This is a genomic window from Amycolatopsis sp. cmx-8-4 (assembly GCF_046548675.1).
Lineage (GTDB): Bacteria > Actinomycetota > Actinomycetes > Mycobacteriales > Pseudonocardiaceae > Amycolatopsis.
In genome coordinates, this window is sequence record NZ_JAEBDZ010000003.1 from 546,197 (window position 1) to 567,230 (window position 21,034).

22 protein-coding genes are annotated in these 21,034 nt (G+C 69.1%); 12 read left to right on the forward strand and 10 right to left on the reverse strand.

From position 1 onward, the window contains the following. Positions 1-232: 232 nt before the first annotated feature. Positions 233-724, forward strand: a complete 492-nt coding sequence (locus ACLJQZ_RS08670) for a hypothetical protein (RefSeq protein WP_410619508.1) — start codon at positions 233-235, stop codon at positions 722-724. 59 nt (positions 725-783) lie between these two features. Here the strand turns inward: ACLJQZ_RS08670 and ACLJQZ_RS08675 are convergent, their stop codons facing one another. Continuing rightward, positions 784-1,518: a MerR family transcriptional regulator gene (locus tag ACLJQZ_RS08675; protein ID WP_410619509.1), complete on the reverse strand. Its 735-nt coding sequence runs from the start codon at positions 1,516-1,518 to the stop codon at positions 784-786. A 177-nt stretch (positions 1,519-1,695) separates the two neighbouring features. Here ACLJQZ_RS08675 and ACLJQZ_RS08680 point away from each other — a divergent pair, with 177 nt between their 5' ends. Further along, positions 1,696-2,235, forward strand: a complete 540-nt coding sequence (locus tag ACLJQZ_RS08680; protein WP_328446932.1) for a DoxX family protein — start codon at positions 1,696-1,698, stop codon at positions 2,233-2,235. A gap of 49 nt (positions 2,236-2,284) precedes the next feature. On the opposite strand, the gene ACLJQZ_RS08685 is transcribed toward ACLJQZ_RS08680, so the two are convergent. Next, entirely contained in the window at positions 2,285-3,628 is a 1,344-nt protein-coding gene (locus ACLJQZ_RS08685; protein WP_410619510.1) for an acetyl-CoA C-acetyltransferase, read from the reverse strand. Positions 3,629-3,720: 92 nt separating this feature from the next. Between ACLJQZ_RS08685 and ACLJQZ_RS08690 the strand changes: the two genes are divergently transcribed. Both ACLJQZ_RS08690 and ACLJQZ_RS08695 read left to right on the forward strand, forming a co-directional pair. Further along, on the forward strand, positions 3,721-5,055 hold the full coding sequence (locus ACLJQZ_RS08690; protein WP_410619511.1) for a 3-oxoacyl-ACP reductase: 1,335 nt from the start codon (positions 3,721-3,723) through the stop codon (positions 5,053-5,055). A gap of 1 nt (position 5,056) precedes the next feature. Beyond that, on the forward strand, positions 5,057-5,899 hold the full coding sequence (locus ACLJQZ_RS08695; RefSeq protein WP_410619512.1) for a MaoC family dehydratase: 843 nt from the start codon (positions 5,057-5,059) through the stop codon (positions 5,897-5,899). Here the strand turns inward: ACLJQZ_RS08695 and ACLJQZ_RS08700 are convergent. Then, on the reverse strand, positions 5,891-6,547 hold the full coding sequence (locus ACLJQZ_RS08700) for a TetR/AcrR family transcriptional regulator (RefSeq protein WP_328446940.1): 657 nt from the start codon (positions 6,545-6,547) through the stop codon (positions 5,891-5,893). The two genes, ACLJQZ_RS08695 and ACLJQZ_RS08700, sit on opposite strands and share 9 nt — an antisense overlap. Positions 6,548-6,674: 127 nt before the next feature. Here ACLJQZ_RS08700 and ACLJQZ_RS08705 point away from each other — a divergent pair, with 127 nt between their 5' ends. The 3 genes from ACLJQZ_RS08705 to ACLJQZ_RS08715 all read left to right on the forward strand — a co-directional run bounded on the left by ACLJQZ_RS08705 (position 6,675) and on the right by ACLJQZ_RS08715 (position 9,236). Beyond that, a complete protein-coding gene (locus ACLJQZ_RS08705) occupies positions 6,675-7,337 on the forward strand; it encodes an SCP2 sterol-binding domain-containing protein (protein WP_410619513.1) in 663 nt (220 codons plus the stop codon). Positions 7,338-7,439: 102 nt separating this feature from the next. Beyond that, the gene (locus ACLJQZ_RS08710; protein WP_410619568.1) at positions 7,440-7,991 is read left to right on the forward strand and encodes an SCP2 sterol-binding domain-containing protein; all 552 of its coding nucleotides are present in this window, start codon (positions 7,440-7,442) and stop codon (positions 7,989-7,991) included. Positions 7,992-8,045: 54 nt separating this feature from the next. Beyond that, positions 8,046-9,236: a YDG/SRA domain-containing protein gene (locus ACLJQZ_RS08715; RefSeq protein ID WP_410619514.1), complete on the forward strand. Its 1,191-nt coding sequence runs from the start codon at positions 8,046-8,048 to the stop codon at positions 9,234-9,236. Here the strand turns inward: ACLJQZ_RS08715 and ACLJQZ_RS08720 are convergent, their stop codons facing one another. Then, positions 9,237-9,710: an FxsA family protein gene (locus ACLJQZ_RS08720; protein ID WP_410619515.1), complete on the reverse strand. Its 474-nt coding sequence runs from the start codon at positions 9,708-9,710 to the stop codon at positions 9,237-9,239. 68 nt (positions 9,711-9,778) lie between these two features. On the opposite strand from ACLJQZ_RS08720, the gene ACLJQZ_RS08725 reads away from it, so the two are divergent. Then, positions 9,779-10,483, forward strand: a complete 705-nt coding sequence (locus ACLJQZ_RS08725; protein ID WP_410619516.1) for a hypothetical protein — start codon at positions 9,779-9,781, stop codon at positions 10,481-10,483. Continuing rightward, a complete protein-coding gene (locus ACLJQZ_RS08730) occupies positions 10,480-10,833 on the forward strand; it encodes a hypothetical protein (RefSeq protein WP_410619517.1) in 354 nt (117 codons plus the stop codon). The genes ACLJQZ_RS08725 and ACLJQZ_RS08730 overlap by 4 nt, the downstream gene beginning before the upstream one ends. Here ACLJQZ_RS08730 and ACLJQZ_RS08735 read toward each other — a convergent pair. Then, on the reverse strand, positions 10,807-11,358 hold the full coding sequence (locus tag ACLJQZ_RS08735) for a TetR/AcrR family transcriptional regulator (RefSeq protein ID WP_410619518.1): 552 nt from the start codon (positions 11,356-11,358) through the stop codon (positions 10,807-10,809). The genes ACLJQZ_RS08730 and ACLJQZ_RS08735 overlap by 27 nt on opposite strands. An 88-nt stretch (positions 11,359-11,446) precedes the next feature. Here ACLJQZ_RS08735 and ACLJQZ_RS08740 point away from each other — a divergent pair, with 88 nt between their 5' ends. Then, the gene (locus ACLJQZ_RS08740; protein ID WP_410619519.1) at positions 11,447-12,361 is read left to right on the forward strand and encodes a quinone oxidoreductase family protein; all 915 of its coding nucleotides are present in this window, start codon (positions 11,447-11,449) and stop codon (positions 12,359-12,361) included. On the opposite strand, the gene ACLJQZ_RS08745 is transcribed toward ACLJQZ_RS08740, so the two are convergent. Beyond that, positions 12,358-14,304, reverse strand: a complete 1,947-nt coding sequence (locus ACLJQZ_RS08745) for an ABC transporter ATP-binding protein (protein ID WP_326945311.1) — start codon at positions 14,302-14,304, stop codon at positions 12,358-12,360. The genes ACLJQZ_RS08740 and ACLJQZ_RS08745 overlap by 4 nt on opposite strands. A gap of 20 nt (positions 14,305-14,324) precedes the next feature. After that, positions 14,325-14,906: a TetR/AcrR family transcriptional regulator gene (locus ACLJQZ_RS08750; protein WP_410619520.1), complete on the reverse strand. Its 582-nt coding sequence runs from the start codon at positions 14,904-14,906 to the stop codon at positions 14,325-14,327. A 95-nt stretch (positions 14,907-15,001) separates the two neighbouring features. On the opposite strand from ACLJQZ_RS08750, the gene ACLJQZ_RS08755 reads away from it, so the two are divergent. Continuing rightward, the gene (locus tag ACLJQZ_RS08755) at positions 15,002-15,295 is read left to right on the forward strand and encodes a DUF6191 domain-containing protein (protein WP_326945310.1); all 294 of its coding nucleotides are present in this window, start codon (positions 15,002-15,004) and stop codon (positions 15,293-15,295) included. A gap of 49 nt (positions 15,296-15,344) precedes the next feature. Here ACLJQZ_RS08755 and ACLJQZ_RS08760 read toward each other — a convergent pair whose 3' ends face one another. The 3 genes from ACLJQZ_RS08760 to pdhA are packed head-to-tail and all read right to left on the reverse strand — an operon-like array spanning position 15,345 to position 18,920. Further along, positions 15,345-16,706 carry a dihydrolipoamide acetyltransferase family protein gene (locus tag ACLJQZ_RS08760; protein ID WP_410619521.1) on the reverse strand — a complete coding sequence of 454 codons (1,362 nt, stop codon included), beginning with the start codon at positions 16,704-16,706 and terminating at the stop codon, positions 15,345-15,347. Positions 16,707-16,722: 16 nt separating this feature from the next. After that, on the reverse strand, positions 16,723-17,715 hold the full coding sequence (locus tag ACLJQZ_RS08765) for an alpha-ketoacid dehydrogenase subunit beta (protein WP_326945307.1): 993 nt from the start codon (positions 17,713-17,715) through the stop codon (positions 16,723-16,725). Next, the gene (pdhA, locus tag ACLJQZ_RS08770; protein WP_410619522.1) at positions 17,715-18,920 is read right to left on the reverse strand and encodes a pyruvate dehydrogenase (acetyl-transferring) E1 component subunit alpha; all 1,206 of its coding nucleotides are present in this window, start codon (positions 18,918-18,920) and stop codon (positions 17,715-17,717) included. Before pdhA ends, ACLJQZ_RS08765 begins: the two co-directional genes overlap by 1 nt. A gap of 433 nt (positions 18,921-19,353) precedes the next feature. Between pdhA and ACLJQZ_RS08775 the strand changes: the two genes are divergently transcribed. After that, entirely contained in the window at positions 19,354-20,775 is a 1,422-nt protein-coding gene (locus tag ACLJQZ_RS08775; protein ID WP_410619523.1) for a M20/M25/M40 family metallo-hydrolase, read from the forward strand. Positions 20,776-21,034 lie beyond the last annotated feature (259 nt).

Sequence of the window (21,034 nt, forward strand, 5' to 3'; positions counted from 1 at the left end):
TTCGACCGGATGGCCGAACGATCAATCAGCAGCGCCGTCCATCTCGCTGCCTCGACCTACCGGCGGCCCCCACCCATCCCTGGGGGGCTGCCCCGCGTCCAGCGTATCGGCGCCCACCGACGAACCGGCTCCACCAGCGAGATTTCGGCTCAGTTGTCCACATCTCGCCCGGCCTGTGGACAACCACGGCCGGAAGCCGGGAGACAAAGCTTTGCTGTGGCACGGTGGTGTGGTGACCGAAGAGGACTTCGCAGTCGGCTCCGTGGTGACCGGCACCGTGTCGAACATCCCGCAGCCCGGCGCCATCGGGCTGTTCGTGGACTTGAGCCATGAGCCGCCGGGATTCGTCGACGTCTTGAGTCTGCCGAGTCGAGCGGCAGACTGGCCGCCCGTCGGCACGAAGATCGCCTTCGAGGTGCTCACCCGCAGTCCGGAACAGATCCGCTTGTGGCCGCTCGACCCGCGATTCCGATCAGGACCGTTCGACCCCCGTGTGCCCGATGACGAATGGCTGGCGCGCAAGGCGCGCTACCCGGTCGGTGCGATCCTCGCAGCAGAGGTCAGCGGAGCCTTCATTTTGGACCGCTCGTACTTCGTCCGGTACGAAGGCGGCTGGTCGTACCTCGAGGGGCGACCACCGGAAGTAGGCACCCGCGCCGAATACGAGGTGGTCAGCCACCTCGACGCGACCCGGCGCACCCTGCTCCGCCCAGTGGGTACATAGAGACGAACAGGTCTGCAGCCCTGCTCGTCTCTACCCCCAGCGCGCACTACGACGCAGCACTAGTCGCTCAGGTTCCGCTCCGCGTAGATCTTCATCGCGTCGCGGACGAACTCCGCCGTCGCGCCTTCGAACCCGTAGCGCGGGTCGTCCACGTACAGCTGCCCCAGACCCGCGAAATAGTCCGCGGACACCGACGAAACCGCCGGTCGGAGCCACGCGTGCAGCCGGCCCGTGATCGCTTGGACCTCGGCCGAGTCCGGGGAAAGCCCGGCCGCGCGGGCCGCGCCGAACGCCGTGGAGACGTCCGCCTGCTCCTGCTGGTGGGCCTTCTTCTCCGCGGCCGACAGGGAACTCCACCACCGGTCCCCCGTCGCGTACGCCGAAGCGCCCCAGCGCCGGGTGACTTCTTCCTGGTACTGCGTGTGGTCGAAGCCGTCGAACACTTCTTCTGCCATCAGTCGTTCACCTCCCTTCAGTTTCCGTAGCGTCGTGCGGACCGAGGCGATCTGCCGCCCGATCCGCCGCTGCTCCTGTTCGAGCAGGTCCAGGTGGGTCTCGAGCGCGGCCGCGCGGTCGCGTTGCCCGTCGAGGACCTCGGCGATGGCCGGGAGCCCGAGACCGAGATCGCGCAGCAGGAGGATCCGCTGCAGCCGCACGAGCGCCTGCTCGTCGTAGTAGCGGTAGCCGTTGCCGCCGATCCGGCTGGGCTCGAGCAGGCCGACCGCACCGTAGTGGCGCAGCGTCCGGCTCGTGGTCCCGGCCGAGCGGGCGATGTCCTGGATCGACCACTCCATGACGTCGACGATAGAAGTTGACGCAGCGTCAAGGTCAACCGCTAACGCTTTCTAGTGTTCTCTAGGAACGACACGATATTCGCCCAGACAACGCTAGGAGGGTTCGGCGCCGGGCCGAGCGGGCATTCCAGCTGTAGGTTTGACCAGGAAGAAGCCCGGACCAGGAAGGCAACGACCGTGATACTCCGTCGTGTGGCTCGCCCACTGATCGCTGCGACATTCGTGTACGGCGGGATCAACGTGCTCCGGAACACGCAGTCGCACGCGAAGACCGCCGAGCCGTTCCTCACGGATGCCTTCGACAAGCTCGAGGGCGTCATACCCGAGCAGGTGCCGCGCGACCCGGCCACGCTCGTCCGGATCGACGCCGCCGTGAAGATCGGCGCGGGCCTCGCGTTCGCGACGGGCAAGGCGCCGCGGCTGGCGTCCGCGCTGCTGCTCGGCAGCCTGGTCCCGACGACGCTGGCGGCGCACAGCTTCTGGACGTTCCAGGACCCGGCCGAGAAGAAGAAGCAGCAGATCCAGTTCCTGAAGAACGCCGGCCTGGCTGGCGGGCTGATGCTGGCCGTCGCCGACACCGCGGGCAAGCCGTCGGTCGGCTGGCGGGCGCGTCGCGCGGCGAAGGACGCCGGTCACGGCGTCGAGAAGCTGGGCCGCAAGGCCGAGAAGCGCGCGAAGAAGCTGGCGAAGAAGGCCGAGAAGGCTCTCCCCAACTGACGAACACGAAAAGGGGCCGTCCCAGCCGGGACGGCCCCTTTCGCGAGCCTTACTTCTCCAGGATGGCCGTGACGCCTTGGCCGCCCGCCGCGCAGATGGAGATCAGGCCGCGGCCGGACCCCTTCTCGTGCAGCAGCTTCGCCAGCGTCGCGACGATCCGGCCGCCGGTCGCGGCGAACGGGTGCCCGGCCGCCAGCGACGAGCCGTTGACGTTCAGCTTCGCCCGGTCGATCGAGCCCAGCGGCTCGTCCAGGTCCAGCTTCTCCTTGGCGAACGCCGGGTCCTCCCACGCCTTGAGCGTGGCCAGCACCTGCGACGCGAACGCCTCGTGGATCTCGTAGTAGTCGAAGTCCTGCAGCGAAAGCCCGGCCCGCGCGAGCATCCGCGGCACGGCGTACGCGGGCGCCATCAGCAGTCCATCCATGCCCCCGCCACCACCCTCAACGGAGGTGCTTCGCGCCGCTGGTCGACCTTTGTCGCCGTGCACGTAGTCGACGGCCGCGGTCTGCGAGAACGTCAGGTACGCCTGCACCGGCAGGTTGTGCGCCTTCGCCCACTCCTCGGTGCCCAGCAGCACGGTCGACGCGCCGTCGGTCAGCGGCGTCGAGTTGCCCGCGGTCATCGTGCCGCCCGCGCCGCCGAACGCCGGCTTGAGCTTGGCGAGCTTCTCCGCGGTCGAGTCGGCGCGCAGGTTCTGGTCGCGTGCCAGCTTGAGGAACGGCGTCACGAGGTCGTCGAAGAACCCGCGGTCGTAGGCGGCGGCGAGGTGCTGGTGGCTGGCGGCGGCCAGCTCGTCCTGCGCCTCGCGGGTGATCTCCCAGATCTTCGCGGTCAGCGCCGCGTGCTCGCCCATCGACAGCCCGGTGCGCGGCTCGGAGTTGCGCGGGATCGCCGGGACGATGTGCCCGGGGCGGATCTTCGCGACGAGCTTCAGCCGGTCGCCGAGCGTCTTCGCGGCGTTGAGCTGGATGAGGATCTGGCGCAGGTCCTCGTTCACGGCCAGGGGCGCGTCGCTGGTGGTGTCGACGCCGCCGGCGATGGCCGAGTCGATCTGGCCGAGCGCGATCTTGTTCGCGACGTTGACGATGGCCTGCAGGCCGGTGCCGCACGCCATCTGCACGTCGGACGCGGGGGTCGCGGGCGAGAGCTTGCTGCCGAGCACGCTTTCGCGGGCCAGGTTGAAGTCCTTCGAGTGCTTGAGCACGGCGCCGGCCGCGACCTCGCCGATCACCTCGTCCTGCAGGGAGAAGCGGCTGACCAGGCCGTCGAGCGCGGCGGTGAACATGTCCTGGTTCGACGCCTTCGCGTACGGGCCGTTCGACCGCGCGAAGGGGATCCGGTTGCCCCCGATGATCGCGACCTTGCGAACGGAAGGTGTTTTCCTCGGCGGCATGACGTCACCTCTCTGGTCGGCTCTCTCACACTGTAACCTACTCGCAAGTAGGTTAGACTGCGACGTGACGCAGACTGCACGGGAGGCATCTGATGGCTGACAGGTACCAGCAGTTCACGAAAACCCCGCTGGGGAAGTTCGTGGTGCCGAAGCTCGGCCTGCCCAGCCCCGCCACGCTGCGCCGGTACCAGCCCGGGCAGCCCGCCCTCGAGGGTCCCGCACTTCTCGGCGCCGCGCCCGGCGGACGGCTGGAGAAGAAGGTGCGCGACCAGCTCGCGGACGCGGGCATCGACGTCGTCACCAGTTCAGGTGACAGGCACGCGGCGCTGGTCTTCGACGCCACCGGCGTCACCGAGCCCGGCCGCCTGCGCGAGGTCTACGACTTCTTCCACCCGGTGATCCGCAGCGTCGGCCCGTCCGGCCGCGTCGTCATCCTGGGCACCCCACCGGAGCAGGTCGAGGGCCGCGAGCGCATCGCGCAGCGCGCTCTCGAAGGCTTCGTGCGCTCCGTCGGCAAGGAGCTGAAGCGCGGCGCGACCGCTCAGCTCGTGTACGTCGCCGAAGGCGCTGAAGACGCGACGGAGTCGACGCTGCGCTTCCTGCTGTCCGCGAAGTCGGCCTTCGTCGACGCCCAGGTCATCCGGATCGGCGCCGAAGGCAAGACGGCGACCGCGCCGGCCAGCTGGGAGAAGCCCCTCGCCGGCAAGGTCGCGCTGGTCACCGGCGCGTCCCGCGGCATCGGCGCGGCGATCGCCGACGTGCTGGCCCGCGACGGCGCGCACGTCGTCGCCCTCGACATCCCGGCCCAGGGCGCCGACCTGTCGAAGGTCGCCAACAAGATCGGCGGCTCGGCGCTGCAGCTCGACATCACTTCGCCGAGCGCGCCCGCGAAGCTCGCGGAGTACCTGAAGGAGCGTCACGGCGGTGTCGACGTCGTCGTGCACAACGCGGGCATCACGCGCGACAAGACGCTGGGCAACATGAGCGAGAGCGCGTGGGACTCGGTGATCGCGGTCAACCTCGCGTCGCAGCTCGCGGTGAACGACAAGCTGCTCGCCGACAAGATCCTGAACGAGAACGGCCGCGTCATCGGCGTCTCGTCGATCGCGGGCATCGCCGGCAACGTCGGCCAGACGAACTACGCGACGTCTAAGGCGGGCGTCATCGGCATGGTGAACGTCGGCGCGCCGCAGCTCGCGGAGTACGGCGGCACGATCAACGCCGTGGCGCCGGGTTTCATCGAGACGAAGATGACGGCGGCGGTCCCGCTGTTCATCCGCGAGGCCGGCCGCCGGTTGTCGAGCCTCGGCCAAGGCGGCCTGCCGGTGGACGTCGCCGAGACGATCGCCTGGTACGCGAACCCGGCGTCGGCCGCGGTGAACGGCAACGTGGTCCGCGTCTGCGGCCAGGCCCTGCTGGGGGCCTGACGTGGCGATCCGCGAACTCGACAGCACGCCGAGCCTGGCGACGCTGTACCCGAAGGCGCTGCTCGGCGGCGTCCTGCGCAAGCCGGCCGGCACGTCGCTGCCGGACACGGAGCTGGTGCGCACCGGCGTCGTCGTCGACCCGGCACACCTCGCGGCGTACAACACGGTGTGCGGCTTCCGGCTGAGCGACGAGCTGCCCTCGACGTACCCGCACATGCTGGCGTTCCCGCTGCAGATGGCGCTGATGACCGAGCAGGGCTTCCCGTTCCCGCTGCTCGGCATGGTCCACGTCGCGAACCGCATCACCCAGCACCGCGCGCTGCGGCTGGGCGAGCCGCTGACGGTGCGCGTCCGCGCGGAGAACTTGCGCCCGCACGAGAAGGGGCGTCAGTTCGACGTCATCAGCGAAGCCCAGGTCGGCGACGAGATGGTGTGGACGGACGTCAGCACGTACCTGCGCCGCAGCGGCTCCGCAGGTCCTTCTGGGCGCCGCGAGCAGCTCGCGCCCCCGACCCCGGACGCGATCTGGCGAGTCCCGGGCGACATCGGGAGGCGTTATGCGGAGGTCTCGGGCGACCGCAACCCGATCCACCTGCACCCGCTGACGGCGCGGCTGTTCGGCTTCCCGAAGGCGATCGCCCACGGCATGTGGACGAAGGCCCACGCGCTCGCGGCGTTCGAGGGGCGTCTGCCGGAGGCGTTCACGGTCGACGTCCGCTTCAAGCAGCCGGTGCTGCTGCCGGCCAAGGCGGGCTTCACGTCCTGGTCCACGCCGGAAGGCTGGGCGTTCGAGCTGTGGAGCAAGTCGAAGCCTCACCTGGACGGCACGATCACCTCACTCTGACGGCTTCCAGACCTCGCCCTCGATGAGGTCGTTGAAGCCGAGCCAGACGAGGTTCATCAGCCAGGACGCCAGGACGCCGTCCGAGATGTCGGGGTGGTCGAGGGCCCAGTCGGCCAGTGACTCGGCCGCCCCGACCAGGGCCGCGGACAGGCCTTCGCCGGAGAACTCGGCCTGCTCGCCGACGCCCTTGCGGGTGCCGGCGGACACGACGAGCGCCGCGACCAGCTGGATCGCGCGAGCCCGCATGTCGGTGATCTCCGCGGCGAACGCACCGCCGACCGTCATGGCCTGGCGGTGCAGCACCGTCCACGACTCGCGGTACTCCGCGACGAACCGGTAGAACGACCGCAGGCCGTGCCACAGCTGCATGTCCGGCGGCAGGTCGGGCTTCACGCCGGCCTGGATGGCCTCCAGCAGCCGCGTCGCCTCGCGGCGGATGCACGCGCCGAACAAGTCCTCCTTGGAGCCGAGGTAGGTGTAGATCATCGGCTTCGAGACGCCGGCGACGTCGGAGATCTCGTCCATCGACGCCGCGTGGTACCCGTGGCGCGAGAAGACCTGGACGGCGGCGTCCAGGATCTGGCGCTCGCGCACCGCACGGGGCAGCCGCCGAGCCCGTTCGGGCGGACGCTGATCATCCTCTGACACGCTGGACCTCCCTGTTACTGACCGGAGACGGTACCGGGCGTTGACCCGGTGGGGTGATTTCGGCACGCTTGCCCGCCTACCTACTGGCGGGTAGCCTTACGCTCGGGTAACTGGAGAGGGAGTGACCATGGCCGACAATGCCGGGATGACCAGCGCCGATCAGATCGTCGGCCTCCGCGGAGCGGCGTTGCTCGACACCCTGGAACGGCTCGACCCGCTCGGCCCCGAGGCGCACGCCCTCGACGTCAACACCCTCGCTGACGCGGTCAACCCGCGCGATCTCGGCAAGGACGACTTCCGCCGGCTCCTGAACGCCCTGCTGCGCCTGGCCGAGCGCGCCCCCGCGTTCGACCTGAGCAAGGTCGACCCGGCGCGCTTCGCGTCGCTGGTCGCCGCCGCATCGCGCGCCCAGCTCGAAAGCGTCGTCGCCGAGCGGCCGCTGCGCGAGCGCGTACTGGACGAGATCTTCGCCCGGATGGGCGCCCACATCCGCCCCGACCGCGCCCGCGACCTGCACGCGGTCGTCCACTGGCGCATGGCCGGCGGAACCGGCGACGGCGGCTACGACCGCTACGAGACGGTCATCTCCCACGGTTCGTGCACGGTCAGCCGCGAGATGCGCGAGCGCTCCCGGGTCACCATCACGATCGCCCCCGTGGACTTCTTCCGGCTCATCACCCACCAGGCGACACCCGCAGTGTTGTTCGTCACGGGAAAAATCAAAGTCAAAGGTGACCTCGCCTTTGCCGCCGGCCTGATCGGATTCTTCGATCTTCCGAAACCCGCCTGACCGGATACACTTTCGGCCGTGCCCCGAAATGCGGAAGACCGCCCTTGGCGATCCCGCCTGCGCGCTTCCCGCCGCCCGGTCCGCATCCGGGCGAGCCACGCGATCAACGGCTTCGCCGAGAAGCTGGTCATCGGCAACCTGTCCGCCGGCCAGTTCATCCAGGTCCTGGAAACCCTGCACATGCTGGGAAACGCGGGCGCAGGCATCGAGCTGAGTTCACTGTCGACAGACGTCCTGGTCGACGTCGTCCGCCGAGCATCCCGCGACCAGCTGAAGGCCATCGCCGACCACCCGGAACTCCGCTCGGTCTTCTTGGACGAGATATTCCGCAGAATGTCGGAACACTTTCTCCCGTCCCGCGCTCGTCACGTGGATTTCGTGGTTTCCTGGCGCTTTTCCGACGGCCAGGGCGAGGACGGCTACGACCGCTTCCAGACGGTGATCGAGGACGGAGTGTGCATTTCCAGCACGGACCTGTCCCGCAGCCCGGACACCACGATCACCCTCTCGGTGGACGACTTCATCCGCATGGCCACCGGCAACGCGGCGGTGGCAGCGATGTTCGTGACAGGCCGGGTGAAGGTGAAGGGCGAGTACGCCCCGGCGGTGCGGTTCTCAAGCTACTTCGACATCCCGCGGCCCACGGTGGACTAGCTGTCGCACGCGGGTGACACCAAACTGTCGGTGTCCCGCTTTAGAGTGGTCCTCATGAGTCTTGCCGATGTTGACCGGGAGCACGTCCTCAAAGCCATTGACGAGTTTGATGTCCTCGGTCGAGAGGCCTTCTTGAGCAAGTACGGCTTCAAGGAAGCTCGCCAGTACGTCGTCCACTATGAGGGCAGGGAGTACGACTCGAAGGCGCTGATCGGTGCCGCCCACGGCGTTGCTACTGGCAGGGCGCTTGCGGCAAAAGACTTCAGCGGCGGGGTCAGGACAGTGGGTGCCCGCCTAACTGACCTCGGATTCGATTTCCGCGACCTCGAGCTGATGCCTGATGCTGCTGACGGTTTCGGTGAGCTATCGGACTACCCGGAAGGCACCACGTTCAAGAACCGGGCGGAGGTGTCCGCGAGCAAGGTTCATCGTGCGCTACAAGCAGGCATCGTCGGGACGGGGAAGTCTGGAGCTGAGTCGATCGTCTCTTCCGGCGGCTACGAGGACGACGATGATCGAGGCGATGAACTGATCTACACCGGGCACGGCGGTCGAGACGGTCGTGGTCGACAAATCGAGAACCAGTCGTTCGCCGCCCCGGGCAACGCGGCCCTGCGAACGAGTTGGCTCACGGGCGACCCGGTTCGAGTCGTACGCGGCCCAGACCCGAAGTCGCCTCATGCACCTGACCAGGGATATCGCTACGACGGGCTGTTCCGAGTCGAAGATGCGGCGATCGTTCCAGGCCAAGGTGGATTCCAGATCTGCCGATTCCAGATGGTCAAGGTGAGTCGGGCCGCCGACGTGACTTTTGGTGTCGGGGACTACCTCCTGCCCGCGGCACCCCAGCACCCCACGGTGCCAGTGGGGAATGCGGCGCCAGGTCGCAAGCCGGTTACTGCACAGCGCATTGTTCGCTCGACCAAGGTCGTGGAGTACGTGAAGAAGATCCACGATCACACGTGTCAGATCTGCAGTACTCGCTTGTCCCTCGGCAGCGGCGAAGGATATTCAGAAGGTGCACACATTCAGGCGCTGGGCGGCCTTCACCGCGGTCCCGATGTGCTGCCCAATGTGCTCTGCTTGTGCGCCAACTGCCATGTCCAGTTCGATCGCGGTGCCATCGTCATCGGCGCGGACCGGACTGTGGTTCGTGACGGCAAGCCGGCAGGATCGTTGAACGAGCTCGACGTGCACAAAGTCGGTGATGAGTTTCTTGAGTACCACCGCAAGGCGCACTCGTGATCAGCCCTCGATGACGCGGCCTTCGATCACCGGGTGCGGCTTCTCCCCCGACGGCGACGACGATGGTGGCACCACCTCGCTGTCCACCACCATCACCGGCCCGCGGCGTTGGTTGGCGAACTTCACCGCGCGCTTCTCCATCCGCTTGAGCCACAGTCGACGGGCCACCGCGCGCGACGGCGGCAGCATCAGCAGCAGGCCCAGGACGTCGCTCACGAACCCCGGGATCAGGATCAACACCCCGCCGAGACCGACGAGCATGCCGTCGGTCAGTTCCTTCTCCGCCGACCGCCCCGCGCGGGATGTCTCGATGAACGCGCGCATCGCCTTGGCGCCTTCGCGGCGGGCCAGCCAGGAGCCGATGAAGGCGCCGGCCAGGAGGAGGCCCAGCGTGCCGAGCACGCCGACGGCCGAGCCGACCGCCCAGATCGCGGCGATCTCGGCGAAGACGTAGAGCAGGAACGCGACAGCCATACCGGGACAACGAACGAGCTGTCCGATTTGCTCCCGGGTCCTCCCGCCACCGGCTAGTCTCACCCATCGTGTCCGACTGGCTCCGCTGGCTGCTGATCACGATCGCGGTGCTGGGCGGGGTCGGGCTGGTGGTCGGCCGGCGCTGGTCGCTTCCGGTTCTGCCGCAGGTCAGGGGGCGGGGCGGGATCGCCGCCTCGGTGCTCGGGTGGCTGGTCATCGCGATCGTCGTCGCTGGTGGGACCGCCGGTGGGTTGCTGTGGTTCTTCGGCTGGCCGCACCTACCGACGGCCGCTGTCTTCGACGTCACCCAGTTGCTCGACCTGCTGAAGATCGCTCTCTCCGTGGTCGCCGGGTTCGGTGGGGTCGTGCTGCTCGCCGTCAACTACCGCAAGCAGCGGGTCACCGAGAACGAGCACGCTCTCGCCGTCGAGAAGGCCGAGCGCGAGACCGTCCAGGGCTTCAACGAACGCCTCGGCGCCGCCGCCGAGCAACTCGCCCACGCGAGTCCGGCGGTGCGCCTGACCGGGGTTTACGCACTCGCCGGCCTCGCTGACGACTGGGTCGACAAGCGCCAGGTCTGCGTCGACGTCCTCTGCGGCTACTTGCGGCTGCAGCCCCAGGTCATGACGCCGGGCGAGGCCGAGGTGCGGCAGGCGATCCTGCGGATCATCCGCCAGCGAACCGGGACTGGGCTCGTGCGACCGTTGAAGGGGGTTCGGTCGACTTCTACCGCTGCCAGGTGCAATGCGAACGCCTGGACTTCGTGCTGTTGAGCATCAGGAACGGCGAAGTCCGCTTTGAGAAGCTGGACTTCGCCGACACCGACGTGGACTTCGCCGATCTCGACGACGGATGGGGCAGCGAGAAGACCGGCTTTCCCCGCTTGGTCTTCGAGGGCGTGCGTTTCCTTCGCTGCCGGCTGAGGCTGGAGCAGATGAGCGACCGCGACCGCGAGCGGATGGTCTGGTTCCGGGATTGCGTGCTCGACACGGTCACGGTCTCGCTCGCCGACCTCCCCGGCGCCCGGCCATGGCTAAACCTCCGCGACGTCGAACTCCGCGGCGGCTCCGAAATCCCCGAACGGTACGTCCGGCACTCAGCGCAGCAGCGTCTCGATCATTGACCGCAACCCGGTCGCCAGGCGGTGTGATTGGCCCGTGCGCAGCAGGTAGAGCATCAGGTCGCTGTGCAGTGAACCCAGCAGCAGGTGGGCGGTCAAGTCCGCGTCCAGCTTCGGGGACGCCGAAGCGAGCAAGGCCGCCACGTGCGCGTGCCAGGACAGGTAGATCGGGCTGTTCAGGCGGTCCGTCGAGGCCTGTTCGAACGCCGCCATCACCGTGACGTTCTTCGTCGCCAGCTCGACCACCGCATCGAAGAACGCCGCCAGCCGGGACGCCGGTGGGGCGCCCGGGCCCAGTGGGGGTGGGCCCGATTCGAGAGCCGTGGACAACGCTCGGACCCGCTCTTCCACCACCGCGCGCATCAGGCCTTCGCGGTTGCCGAAGCGGTGGAACACCGTGCCCTTGCCGACGCCGGCCGCCTGTGCGACGCGGTCCATCGAGACGTGCTCCAAGCCTTGTGTGGCCAGGAGTTCCTCGGTCGCGCGCAGGATCGCGCGGCGGTTGCGGGCCGCGTCGGCGCGTTCCATGCGGACTCCTCCTCGACAAGTTGACTGGCGGTCCATATAGTAGGCGACCGTAAGTTGACCGATGGTCCAGTTGCTGGGGAGAAACAGCATGCGAGCAGTGGTGCAGCACGGCACGGGTGGTCCCGAAGTGCTGAAGGTCGAGGAACGATCTGAGCCCGCCCGCCGTGACGGCGAGGTGCTGATCCGCGTCGAGGCGATCTCGGTGCCGTTCTACGAAACCCAGCTGCGGGCCGGGATGCTGCCCGGTGGGGAGCCCGCGGTGTTCGGGCACGAAGCCGCTGGTGTCGTCGTCGAGGCTGACGATCCCGCGTTAAAAGGCAAACGCGTTGTCACCATGTCCTACGTCGGTGGTGCCTACGCCGAATTCGTCGCTTCGAGCAGGTACACCCTGGTTCCCGAGCAGGTCTCCGCGGAAAGCGCGGTCGCCGCCGCCGTGCCCGCGTCGGTGGCGCTCGTCCTGTTTCGCACGGCGAACGTCGGCGACGGCGAGACCGTGCTGGTCGAAGCCGCGTCCGGGTCGATCGGCGGTTACCTGACGCGGCTGGCGAAGGACGCTGGCGCGCGGGTCGTCGCGACCGCGGGTGCGGGGAAGCTCGTGAACGGTGCCGACGTCGTGCTCGACCACGACGATCCGGACTGGCGAACCCAGGTCCCCGAAGGGATCGACGTCGTCTTCGAGTCGATCGGCGGGCCGCGGGCGGCCGAGGTCCTGTCGAAGGTCGTGCCGCGCGGGCGGGTTCTCGCGTACGGCCTGCTCAGCGGCGAGTTCCCGGTGATCACGGTCGCCGACCTCATCCCGCGTGGGCTCACGCTGATCGGCTTCGGCGGGCCGGACGCCTACGGCAAGGACGCCGGTGCCGCCACCGGCGAAGCGCTGGGCCTCGTCGGTGACGGCACGCTGACGCCGGTGATCGACCGGACGTACGCGCTCGACGACGTCGTCGAGGCGCACGCCCGGGTCGAGAGCCGCGAAGGCGTCGGCAAGGTCCTTCTCGTGCCCTAGCTCGGAATCTCGTCCAGGTAGGCCTGCGCCTGGAGCGTGAACAGGTCCGCGTAGCCCGCCTTCGCCGCCATCAGCTGCTCGTGCGTGCCGTACTCGGCGACCTTTCCGTGCTCCAGCAACAGGATCCGCTCCGCCTGGCGCACGGTCGAGAACCGGTGCGAGATGTACAGCGTCGTGCGGCCCTCGGACAGTTCGCGCAGGCGCGCGAACAGGTCGTGCTCCGCCTGCGCGTCCAGGGCCGACGTCGGCTCGTCGAGGATCAGGATCGGCGCCTCCCGCTGGAACGCCCGGGCCAGCGCGATCTTCTGCCACTCGCCGCCGGACAGGCTGACGCCCTGGTCGAACCAGCGGCCGAGCGGGGTTTCGTAGCCGTTCGGCAGCCGCTCGATGCGCTCGTCGGCGCCGGCTCGGCGGGCCGAGTCCTCGATGTGGGGCCGGTCCTCGAGCCGGGTCTGGTCGCCGAGGCCGATGTTCTCCGCCGCCGTGCCCTGGTAGGTCACGTAGTCCTGGAACATCGCGCTGATCCGCGTCCGCAGCTCGTCCGGGTCGTACTCGCGGATGTCGACGCCGTCGAGGCGGATCCGGCCGCCGGTCGGGTCGTAGAGCCGGCAGAGCAGCTTGAACAGCGTCGACTTGCCCGCGCCGTTGCGGCCCACGACAGCGACTGTTTCGCCCGGACGGATCTCGAAGCTGACGCCGTCGAGGGCCGGCTCCTCCGCGCCCGGGTAGGCGAAGGTCACCGAATCGAACTCGATGTGACCCTCCACAGTGGACGGCATGGGCCGAGGCTTCTCGGGCGCCGTGATCTCCGGTTTCGTGCCCAGGAAGCGGTAGAGCGTGTCGAGGTAGAGGTTGTTCTCGTACATCCCGGAAAACGCCGTGAACAGCCCGGACACCGACGTCTGCACGGACGTCGCCGCGGCCGTGTACAGCGCCAGGTCGCCGAGCGTGAGCCGCCCGCCGACCGCCTCCAGCGCGATGTACAACGCGATCGCCGAGCCCACGAACGTGCTCAGCAGGCCCCAGGACGTCGAGCTGATGTTGCGGTTGATCGTCAGCTTCCGCTGCCGCTCGTAGGAGACGACGCCGAGCCGGCGGAACCGGTCGACGAAGTACGGGCCGAGCCCGAACAGCTTCGTCTCCTTGGCGTAGGTGTCCGTCGTGACCAGCGAGGACAGGTAGTCCATCCGCCGTTTGATGGGCGACATCAGGAAGGTGAGCCAGAACGCGCGCGAGCCGTACTTCGACTGCGAGATGAACGCCGGGATCGGCGCGAGCAGCGCGACCAGCGCCAGCAGCGGGCTGACGGCCACCAGCAGCGCGATCATGCTGCCGAACGTGATCAGCGTCCGCACGAGCCCCAGTGCGGAGTTCATCATCGACAGCGGGCGTGTCGGCGCCTCCTGCGCGGCCTGGCGCAGCATGTCGTAGGACGCCGAGCCCTCGAAGTAGGCCAGGTGCAGCTCGCTGGCGTGCGCCATCACCTGGTGGCGGATGGTCAGCGTCATCCGCTCCTGCAACAGCGTCTGCGCGATGGACGTCACCGCGCTGCTGACCGCGGTCGCGACGAGCACGCCGAACTGGAACAAGGCGACGTTGACGATGTCCATCGTCGTGCCGCGGTGCTGGATCGCCGCGACGACCGAGTCGAGCAGCAGCTTCGCGATGTACGCGGTGGCCGTCGGCAGCAGGCCCGACAGCAGCGTGATCAGCGCCAGCAGGATGGTCAGGATCGGGCTCGCCTGCCAGGTCAGCTTCACGACCTTCGGCAGGCCGCGGACCGTGCCCGAGACCGACGTCTTCGCGCGTTTCAGCCGGGAACGCCAGTCCTTCGGCTGGTCGTCCTGCTTCGGCTCCGGGATGTCGACCGGGCCGGTCAGCCCGCTGTCCGGGACCGTCGAGATGGCTCGCCGCCGGCCGCGCCGGGCGATCGCGAACTCCATCCCGCCCCCACCACCCGGGATCATGCAGCCTCCAACGCGCCGTGCAGGAAGAGATCGACCACCTGGCGCGTGGTGGGCGCGTCGTCGTCCGGGGCCATCCGGCGGCCGCCGAACAGCATGGTGAGGAACAGTGCGGCCAGGTGCTCGGGCGACAGCCGCAGCCGGTCCTTTTCGGGCTCGAACAGTTCGGTCATCGCGCCGCGCATGGCGGCCATCGACTCCCGGCGGCCGCCCTTCCAGCTGCCGCGCAGGCGCTGCTCGGGGTCGCGGTGCTTGATCCGGCCGGACGCGTGGAGGGCGCCCATCAGCGCGCCCATCCGCTCGAGGTGGGCGCCGAGCGCTTCGGCGGCTTCGACGAGCCGGTCTTCGAGCGGCTGGTCGACGGGGATTTCGGCGATGGCGTCGAGGACGTGGTCGGGTCGCAGGGCCTCGGCCGTGCAGGCGTCGAACAGCTCGTCCTTGTCCTTGAACGCGCGGAAGATGGTGCCCTCGCCGATGCCGGCGGCGCGGGCGATCTGGCTCGTGGTGACGGTGGCCCCGTGCTCCATCAGCAGGGGCAGCACCGCGTGCACGATCATGCTGCGCCGGGCTTCGGCGCTCATGCCCGGCGCTCTACGCCGGGTTTCGGGTGCTGGTGTCATGGCACCAGTGTGCGGAGTGAGCACTCACTCCGTCAAGCGAGTATAGGTTGAATCTCATGGGTGTGGTCTGGGCGATGGCGTTCCCGATGCTGCTCGTGCTGCTGTTCCTGCTGGCCGTGCTCGAGGTCTGGGGCCGCCGGTTCCTGCCTTGGCACCGCCGCGGCGACGGCCAGCGGGTGGCGAGCGTGGCCGCGACCGAGGAGGTCGAAGCGCTGCTCGGCGGCACGAAGCACCACGACCTCGAGCAACGTCAGGTCCAGCTGATGCTGGTCGACGACGAGGCCGACGGCGCCCCGCCGCGCACCCGCGTCGACCTCGACGCCGGGAAGTTCGTCGTCCGAGAGCCGTGAAGGCCTCCTTAGCGGCCATAAGAGCCGGTAAGGAGGCCTTCACGGACGATCAGTAGGTGATCGCCATGGCCGGGTCGGCCAGCAGCGCGCCGACGTCGGCCAGGAACTCCGAGCCCTGCTGGCCGTCGACCACGCGGTGGTCGAAGCTCAGCGAAAGCTGCAGCACCTTGCGGACCTTGATCTCGCCGTCCACGACCCACGGCTGGTCCTTGATCGCGCCGAGGCACAGGATCGCGGACTCGCCCGGGTTGATGATCGGCGTACCGGTGTCGACGCCGAACACGCCGACGTTGGTGATCGTGATCGTGCCGTTCGCCATGTCCGCCGGCGACGTCTTGCCCTGGCGGGCGACCTCCGTCAAGGCAGTCAACGCGCCCGCGAGCTCCTTCAGCGACAGCGAGTCGGCGTCGCGGACCTTCGGCACGATCAGGCCGCGGGGCGTCGCCGCCGCGATCCCGAGGTGGACGTAGTCCTTGTAGACGATCTCCTGCGCCGCCTCGTCCCACACGGCGTTGATGTCCGGCGTGCGCTTCGCCGCCAGGCACACGGCCTTCGCCGCGAACGTCAGCGGCGTGACCTTCACGCCGGCGAACTCCCGCGACTTCTTCAGCTTCTCGCGGAACTCCATCATCGGCGTGACGTCGATGGTCAGGAACTCCGTGACGTGCGGAGCGGTGTACGCGCTCTGCACCATCGCGGCCGCGGTCATCTTGCGGACGCCCTTGATCGGCACGCGCCGCTCGCGGGTGGCCGGGTCGTAACCCGAGTCCACAGTGGACGCGGCCGCGGCGGCCGGGGCCGAGCCGTTGGCCGCCTTGTGGACGTCGTCCCGCGTGATGACGCCGCCGTCAGCGGTGCCGGTCAGCGCGTGCAGGTCGACGCCCAGCTCCTTGGCCAGCTTCCGCACCGGCGGCTTGGCCAGCGGCACGTAACCGCCCCGAGGCGCAGGAGCAGCGGGTGCGACAGGAGCAGGCGCGACAGGAGCAGGCGCGACAGGGGCAGGCGCGGCGACGGCGGCCGCGGGAGCCGCGCCCTTCCGGGCCCGCCGCTGCGTGACGACGGCCTTGGAGCCGTAGCCGACCAGCGGCTTCATCTCCTCTTCCTCGGCCGGAGCCGAAGCGGCGGCCGGAGCAGCGGCGGCCGGAGCCGGAGCCGCCGCGCCGCCCGGGTCGACGTCGATGGTGAGGATCGGCGTGCCGACCTCCACCGTCTGGCCCGGCTCGACGTGCAGCTCCGTGACCACACCGGCCCACGGGATCGGCAGCTCGACGGCGGCCTTCGCGGTCTCGATCTCGACCACGATCTGGTTGACCGTCACCGTGTCGCCCGGCTTGACGTGCCACGAAAGGATGTCGGCTTCGGTCAGCCCCTCGGCCGTGTCGGCCAGGGGGAACTGCTTGAACGTTGGCATGACGCGGAAATCCCCCTTACCAGGCGAGCGAGCGGTCGATGGTGTGCAGCACCCGGTCCAGGTCGGGGAGGTAGTGCTCCTCGAGCTTGGCCGGCGGGTACGGCGTGTCGAACCCGGTCACCCGGAGGACGGGTGCCTCCAGCGAGTAGAAGCACTCCTGCTGGACGCGCGCGGCGATCTCCGACGTCAGCGACGACTCGGACGGCGCCTCCGACAGCGCGATCAGCCGGCCGGTCTTGCGCACCGACTCGAACACCGGGCCGAGGTCCAGCGGCGAGAGCGTGCGCAGGTCGATGACCTCGAGGGACTTGCCCTCGTCCGCGGCCGCGGCGGCCGCGTCGAGGGCGACCTTCACGGTCGGGCCGTACGCGACGACCGTCGCCGTCGTGCCCTCGCGCACGACCTGTGAGGAGAACACCGGCGACGGCGTGCCGGCGACGTCGATCTCCGCGCGCAGCGCGCCCGAGTGGTAGAGCCGCTTGGGCTCGAAGAACAGGATCGGGTCGTCCGACTTGATCGCTTCCTGGATGCCCCAGTAGGCGTCGACGGCGTTCGAGATCGAGACGACCTTCAGGCCCGGGATGTGCGCGAACAGCGACTCCGGCGACTCGGAGTGGTGCTCGACCGCGCCGATCCCGCCGCCGAACGGCACCCGGATCACGACGGGCATCTTGATCTTGCCCTGCGTCCGGTAGTGCAGCTTCGCCAGCTGCGACGAGATTTGGTCGAACCCGGGGAAGATGAAGCCCTCGAACTGGATCTCGCACACCGGCCGGAACCCGCGCACGGCCAGGCCGACCGCGGTGCCGATGATGCCCGACTCGGACAGCGGCGTGTCCAGCACGCGCTGCTCGCCGAAGTCCTTCTGCAGGCCGTCGGTGATCCGGAAGACGCCGCCGAGCTTGCCGACGTCCTCGCCCATGATCAGGACCTTGGGGTTCTCTTCCATCGCCCGGCGCAGGCCGAGGTTGAGCGCCTTGCCGATGGTGAGTTTCTGGAGGTCGGTCATCAGTGCTCACCCGCCGCTGCGAAGCCGTCGAGGTAGGACAGGAACTCTTCGCGCTGCGCGTCCAGCACCGGGTTGCCCTCGGCGTAGACGTTGCTGAAGATCCGCTCCGGCGGCGGCTCCGGCATGTTGAACGTGTACTCGCGCAGGTCCGCGGCGAAGGCGTCGGCCTCGGCCTGGACCTGGTCGAAGAAGCCGTGGTCGGCGCCGCCCTTGCGGGCCAGGAACGCCCGGACGCGCTCGATCGGGTCCTTGAGCTTCCACTCTTCGAGCTCGTCGGAGAGCCGGTAGCGCGACGGGTCGTCGGTCGTCGTGTGCGCGTCCATCCGGTAGGTGAACGCCTCGATCAGCACCGGGCCGTTGCCGTGGCGGCACTCGTCGAGCGCCCAGCGGGACACCGCGAGGCAGGCCAGGACGTCGTTGCCGTCGACGCGGATGCCGGGGAAGCCGTAGCCGCGGGCGCGCTGGTAGAGCGGCAGGCGCGACTGGCGCTCGGTCGGCTCGGAGATCGCCCACTGGTTGTTCTGGCAGAAGAACACGAGCGGCGCGTCGTAGACCGCGGCCCAGACGAAGCCCTCGTGGACGTCGCCCTGCGAGGTCGCGCCGTCACCGAAGTAGCAGATCGTGGCTTCGCCGTCGTCGTCACCGACCTTGCCCTCGAACCGCTGCCCCATCGCGTACCCGGCGGCGTTGAGCACCTGGTTGCCGATGACGATGCAGTACGGGTGGAAGCCGTGGGCCTTGTAGTCCCAGCCGCTGTGGTCGGTGCAGCGGAAGATGCCCAGCAGGTCCTTCATGTCGACCCCGCGCGCGTACGCGACGCCGTGCTCGCGGTAGCTGGGGAACGCCATGTCGTTCTGCTTCAGCGCGCGGCCGGAGCCGATCTGCGCGGCCTCCTGGCCGAGCAGCGGGACCCAGATGCCGAGCTGGCCCTGGCGCTGCATCGCGTTGGCCTCGCGGTCCGCGCGGCGGACGAGCACCATGTCGCGGTACAGGCCGCGCAGGGCTTCGTCGTCGATGTCGTCGACGTACTTGTCGAACTGGGGCGACGGGACCCGTTCGCCTTCGGGGGTGAGCAGCTGAGTCAGCTCAGCGCCACCTTCGCTGGTCGCTCGCAATCCGGCGATCACCTGCTCGGGGGAAGGCTGGGCCGCGACGGCGGCCGGTCCATCTCCAGGCTCCGGGTGCGTCCACTGTTCGGACGGCATGGGCGTTGCTCCTCGGTGTCGGTGCCTCTGGCGGCCGCTTGTGGCGACCACAGCGACTGCACCGGCGGGGACCAGCGTTTCGGGTCTCCGAAGCGCTCGGTCACCGTCGGCGTTGACGGTTCACGCCGACATCCTGGCACGAAGGTCCACGTCTTGGTCAGACGCGGTTGCTGATTTGTTGCTGAGAAACGGGCTCTGAACAGGCAAAACGCTAGGAAGCCCGAGCATTGGACCTACGAGAGTATGGCGCCGGTCCGCGCGTTCACCAGGCTCGCACGCTTGGGTGCGTACCTGTGCGTGTGCGCGCCTGCGCCCTGCGGAGACGACCTTGTGATGTGCCGCACGCCGGACCCAGGCTTTCGGGGGTTCCGGGTGGCGGAGCCCCCGGCTGGGGCGAAGCCCCGGGTGTCACCTGCGTGGCACGATGGGGCTCGTGGAGCACAAATCCGTTCGTGAATCCGTCGTGTCCGGCTGGACCGACGACGTCATCCCGAGCCTGTCCGGGCTGGTGGCCATCCCCGCCTTGTCCCCGGCGTTCGACGCCGACTGGGCGAAGACCGGGCACCTGGCCGCCGCCGTCGAGCACGTCCGCGCGTGGATCGCCGCGCGCGACCTGCCGGGCGCGACGATCGACGTCGTCGAGCTGCCGGACCGGACCCCCTTGCTGCTCGTCGACGTCCCGGCGACCCCGGGCGCGGCGGCCGAGGGCACCGTCCTGATGTACGGCCACCTGGACAAGCAGCCCCCGGTGGGCGGCTGGTCCGAGGGTCTCGACCCGTGGACGCCCGTGATCCGCGACGGCCGGTTGTACGGCCGCGGCTCCGTCGACGACGGCTACTCCGGCTACGCGGCGACGACGTCGATCGAAGCCGTGCACGCCGCCGGCGGCGAGCACGCCCGCATCGTCGTGCTGCTGGAGACCGGCGAGGAGTCCGGCAGCCCCGACCTGCCCGCCTACGTCGAGCACCTGGCCGACCGGATCGGCGAGGTCTCGCTGGTCGTCTGCCTCGACGCCGGCGGCAGCGACTACGAGCGGTTGTGGCTGGTCACGAGCCTGCGCGGGATGCTGCACCTGGACGTCACCGTCCAGCTGCTGGGCTCGGCCCAGCACTCCGGCGTCGCTTCGGGCGTCGTCGCGAGCTCGTTCCGCATCCTGCGAAGCCTGATCGAGCGCCTCGAGGACAGCGCCACCGGCGAGCTGCTGCTCGACGAGCTGAAGGTCGAGGTCCCGGCGGACCGGCTGGCCGAGCTGGAGGCCGTCTCGAAGGACTTTCCGGAGGCGCTGTCGAAGGCGTTCCCGCTGGTCGAAGGTGGTCGCGTGATCACCGAGGACGCGCTCGAGCTGATGCTCAACAACGCGTGGCGCCCGACGCTGTCGATCATCGGTGCCGACGGCTTCCCGAAGCCGGCCGACGCGGGCAACGTCCTGCGCGAGAGCACGACGTTGACGCTGAGCTTCCGTCTCCCGCCGACGGTCGACGCCGCGAAGGCGCTCGAAGCCGTGAAGCGCACCCTGACCACGGACGTCCCGTACGGCGCGAAGGTGACCTTCGGCGACAACACACAGTCGGAAGACGGCTGGAACGCGCCAACCGAGGCCCCCTGGCTGACGGCGGCGCTGCAGACGGTCAGCGACGGCGTCTTCGGCCAGCCCCACCGCGCGACGGGCATGGGCGGGTCGATCCCGTTCATGGGCCTGCTGTCGCGCAAGTACCCGGAGGCGCAGTTCCTGGTCACGGGGGCGTGCGGGTCGGACTCGAACATCCACGTACCGGACGAGTGGCTGCACCTGGAGTACGCGCAGCAGGTCACGGAGGCCGTCGCCCACATCCTGGACGCCCACGCCCGCGGCTGACTCAAGCCGAGCCGGCGCGTTCCGACCTCGGGACGCGCCGGCTCGGTGTTGCCCGGAGGCGGTGTTCGATCAAGAGCGCTTGGTCAGCCGTGACGCCTCGTCGCGCACTGGTGAGTCAATCCGGGTGATTGGACTCTCGGTGGAGTTGGGGCGTGTGCTGGTGGTAGTCCTGCTGCCTGACCGTCACCCGCCGGAAGGAACGTGGCTGGTGGCCACAGCTTGGCCGCCCGGCAAACGTATCCGCCAGGAATATCAAGGA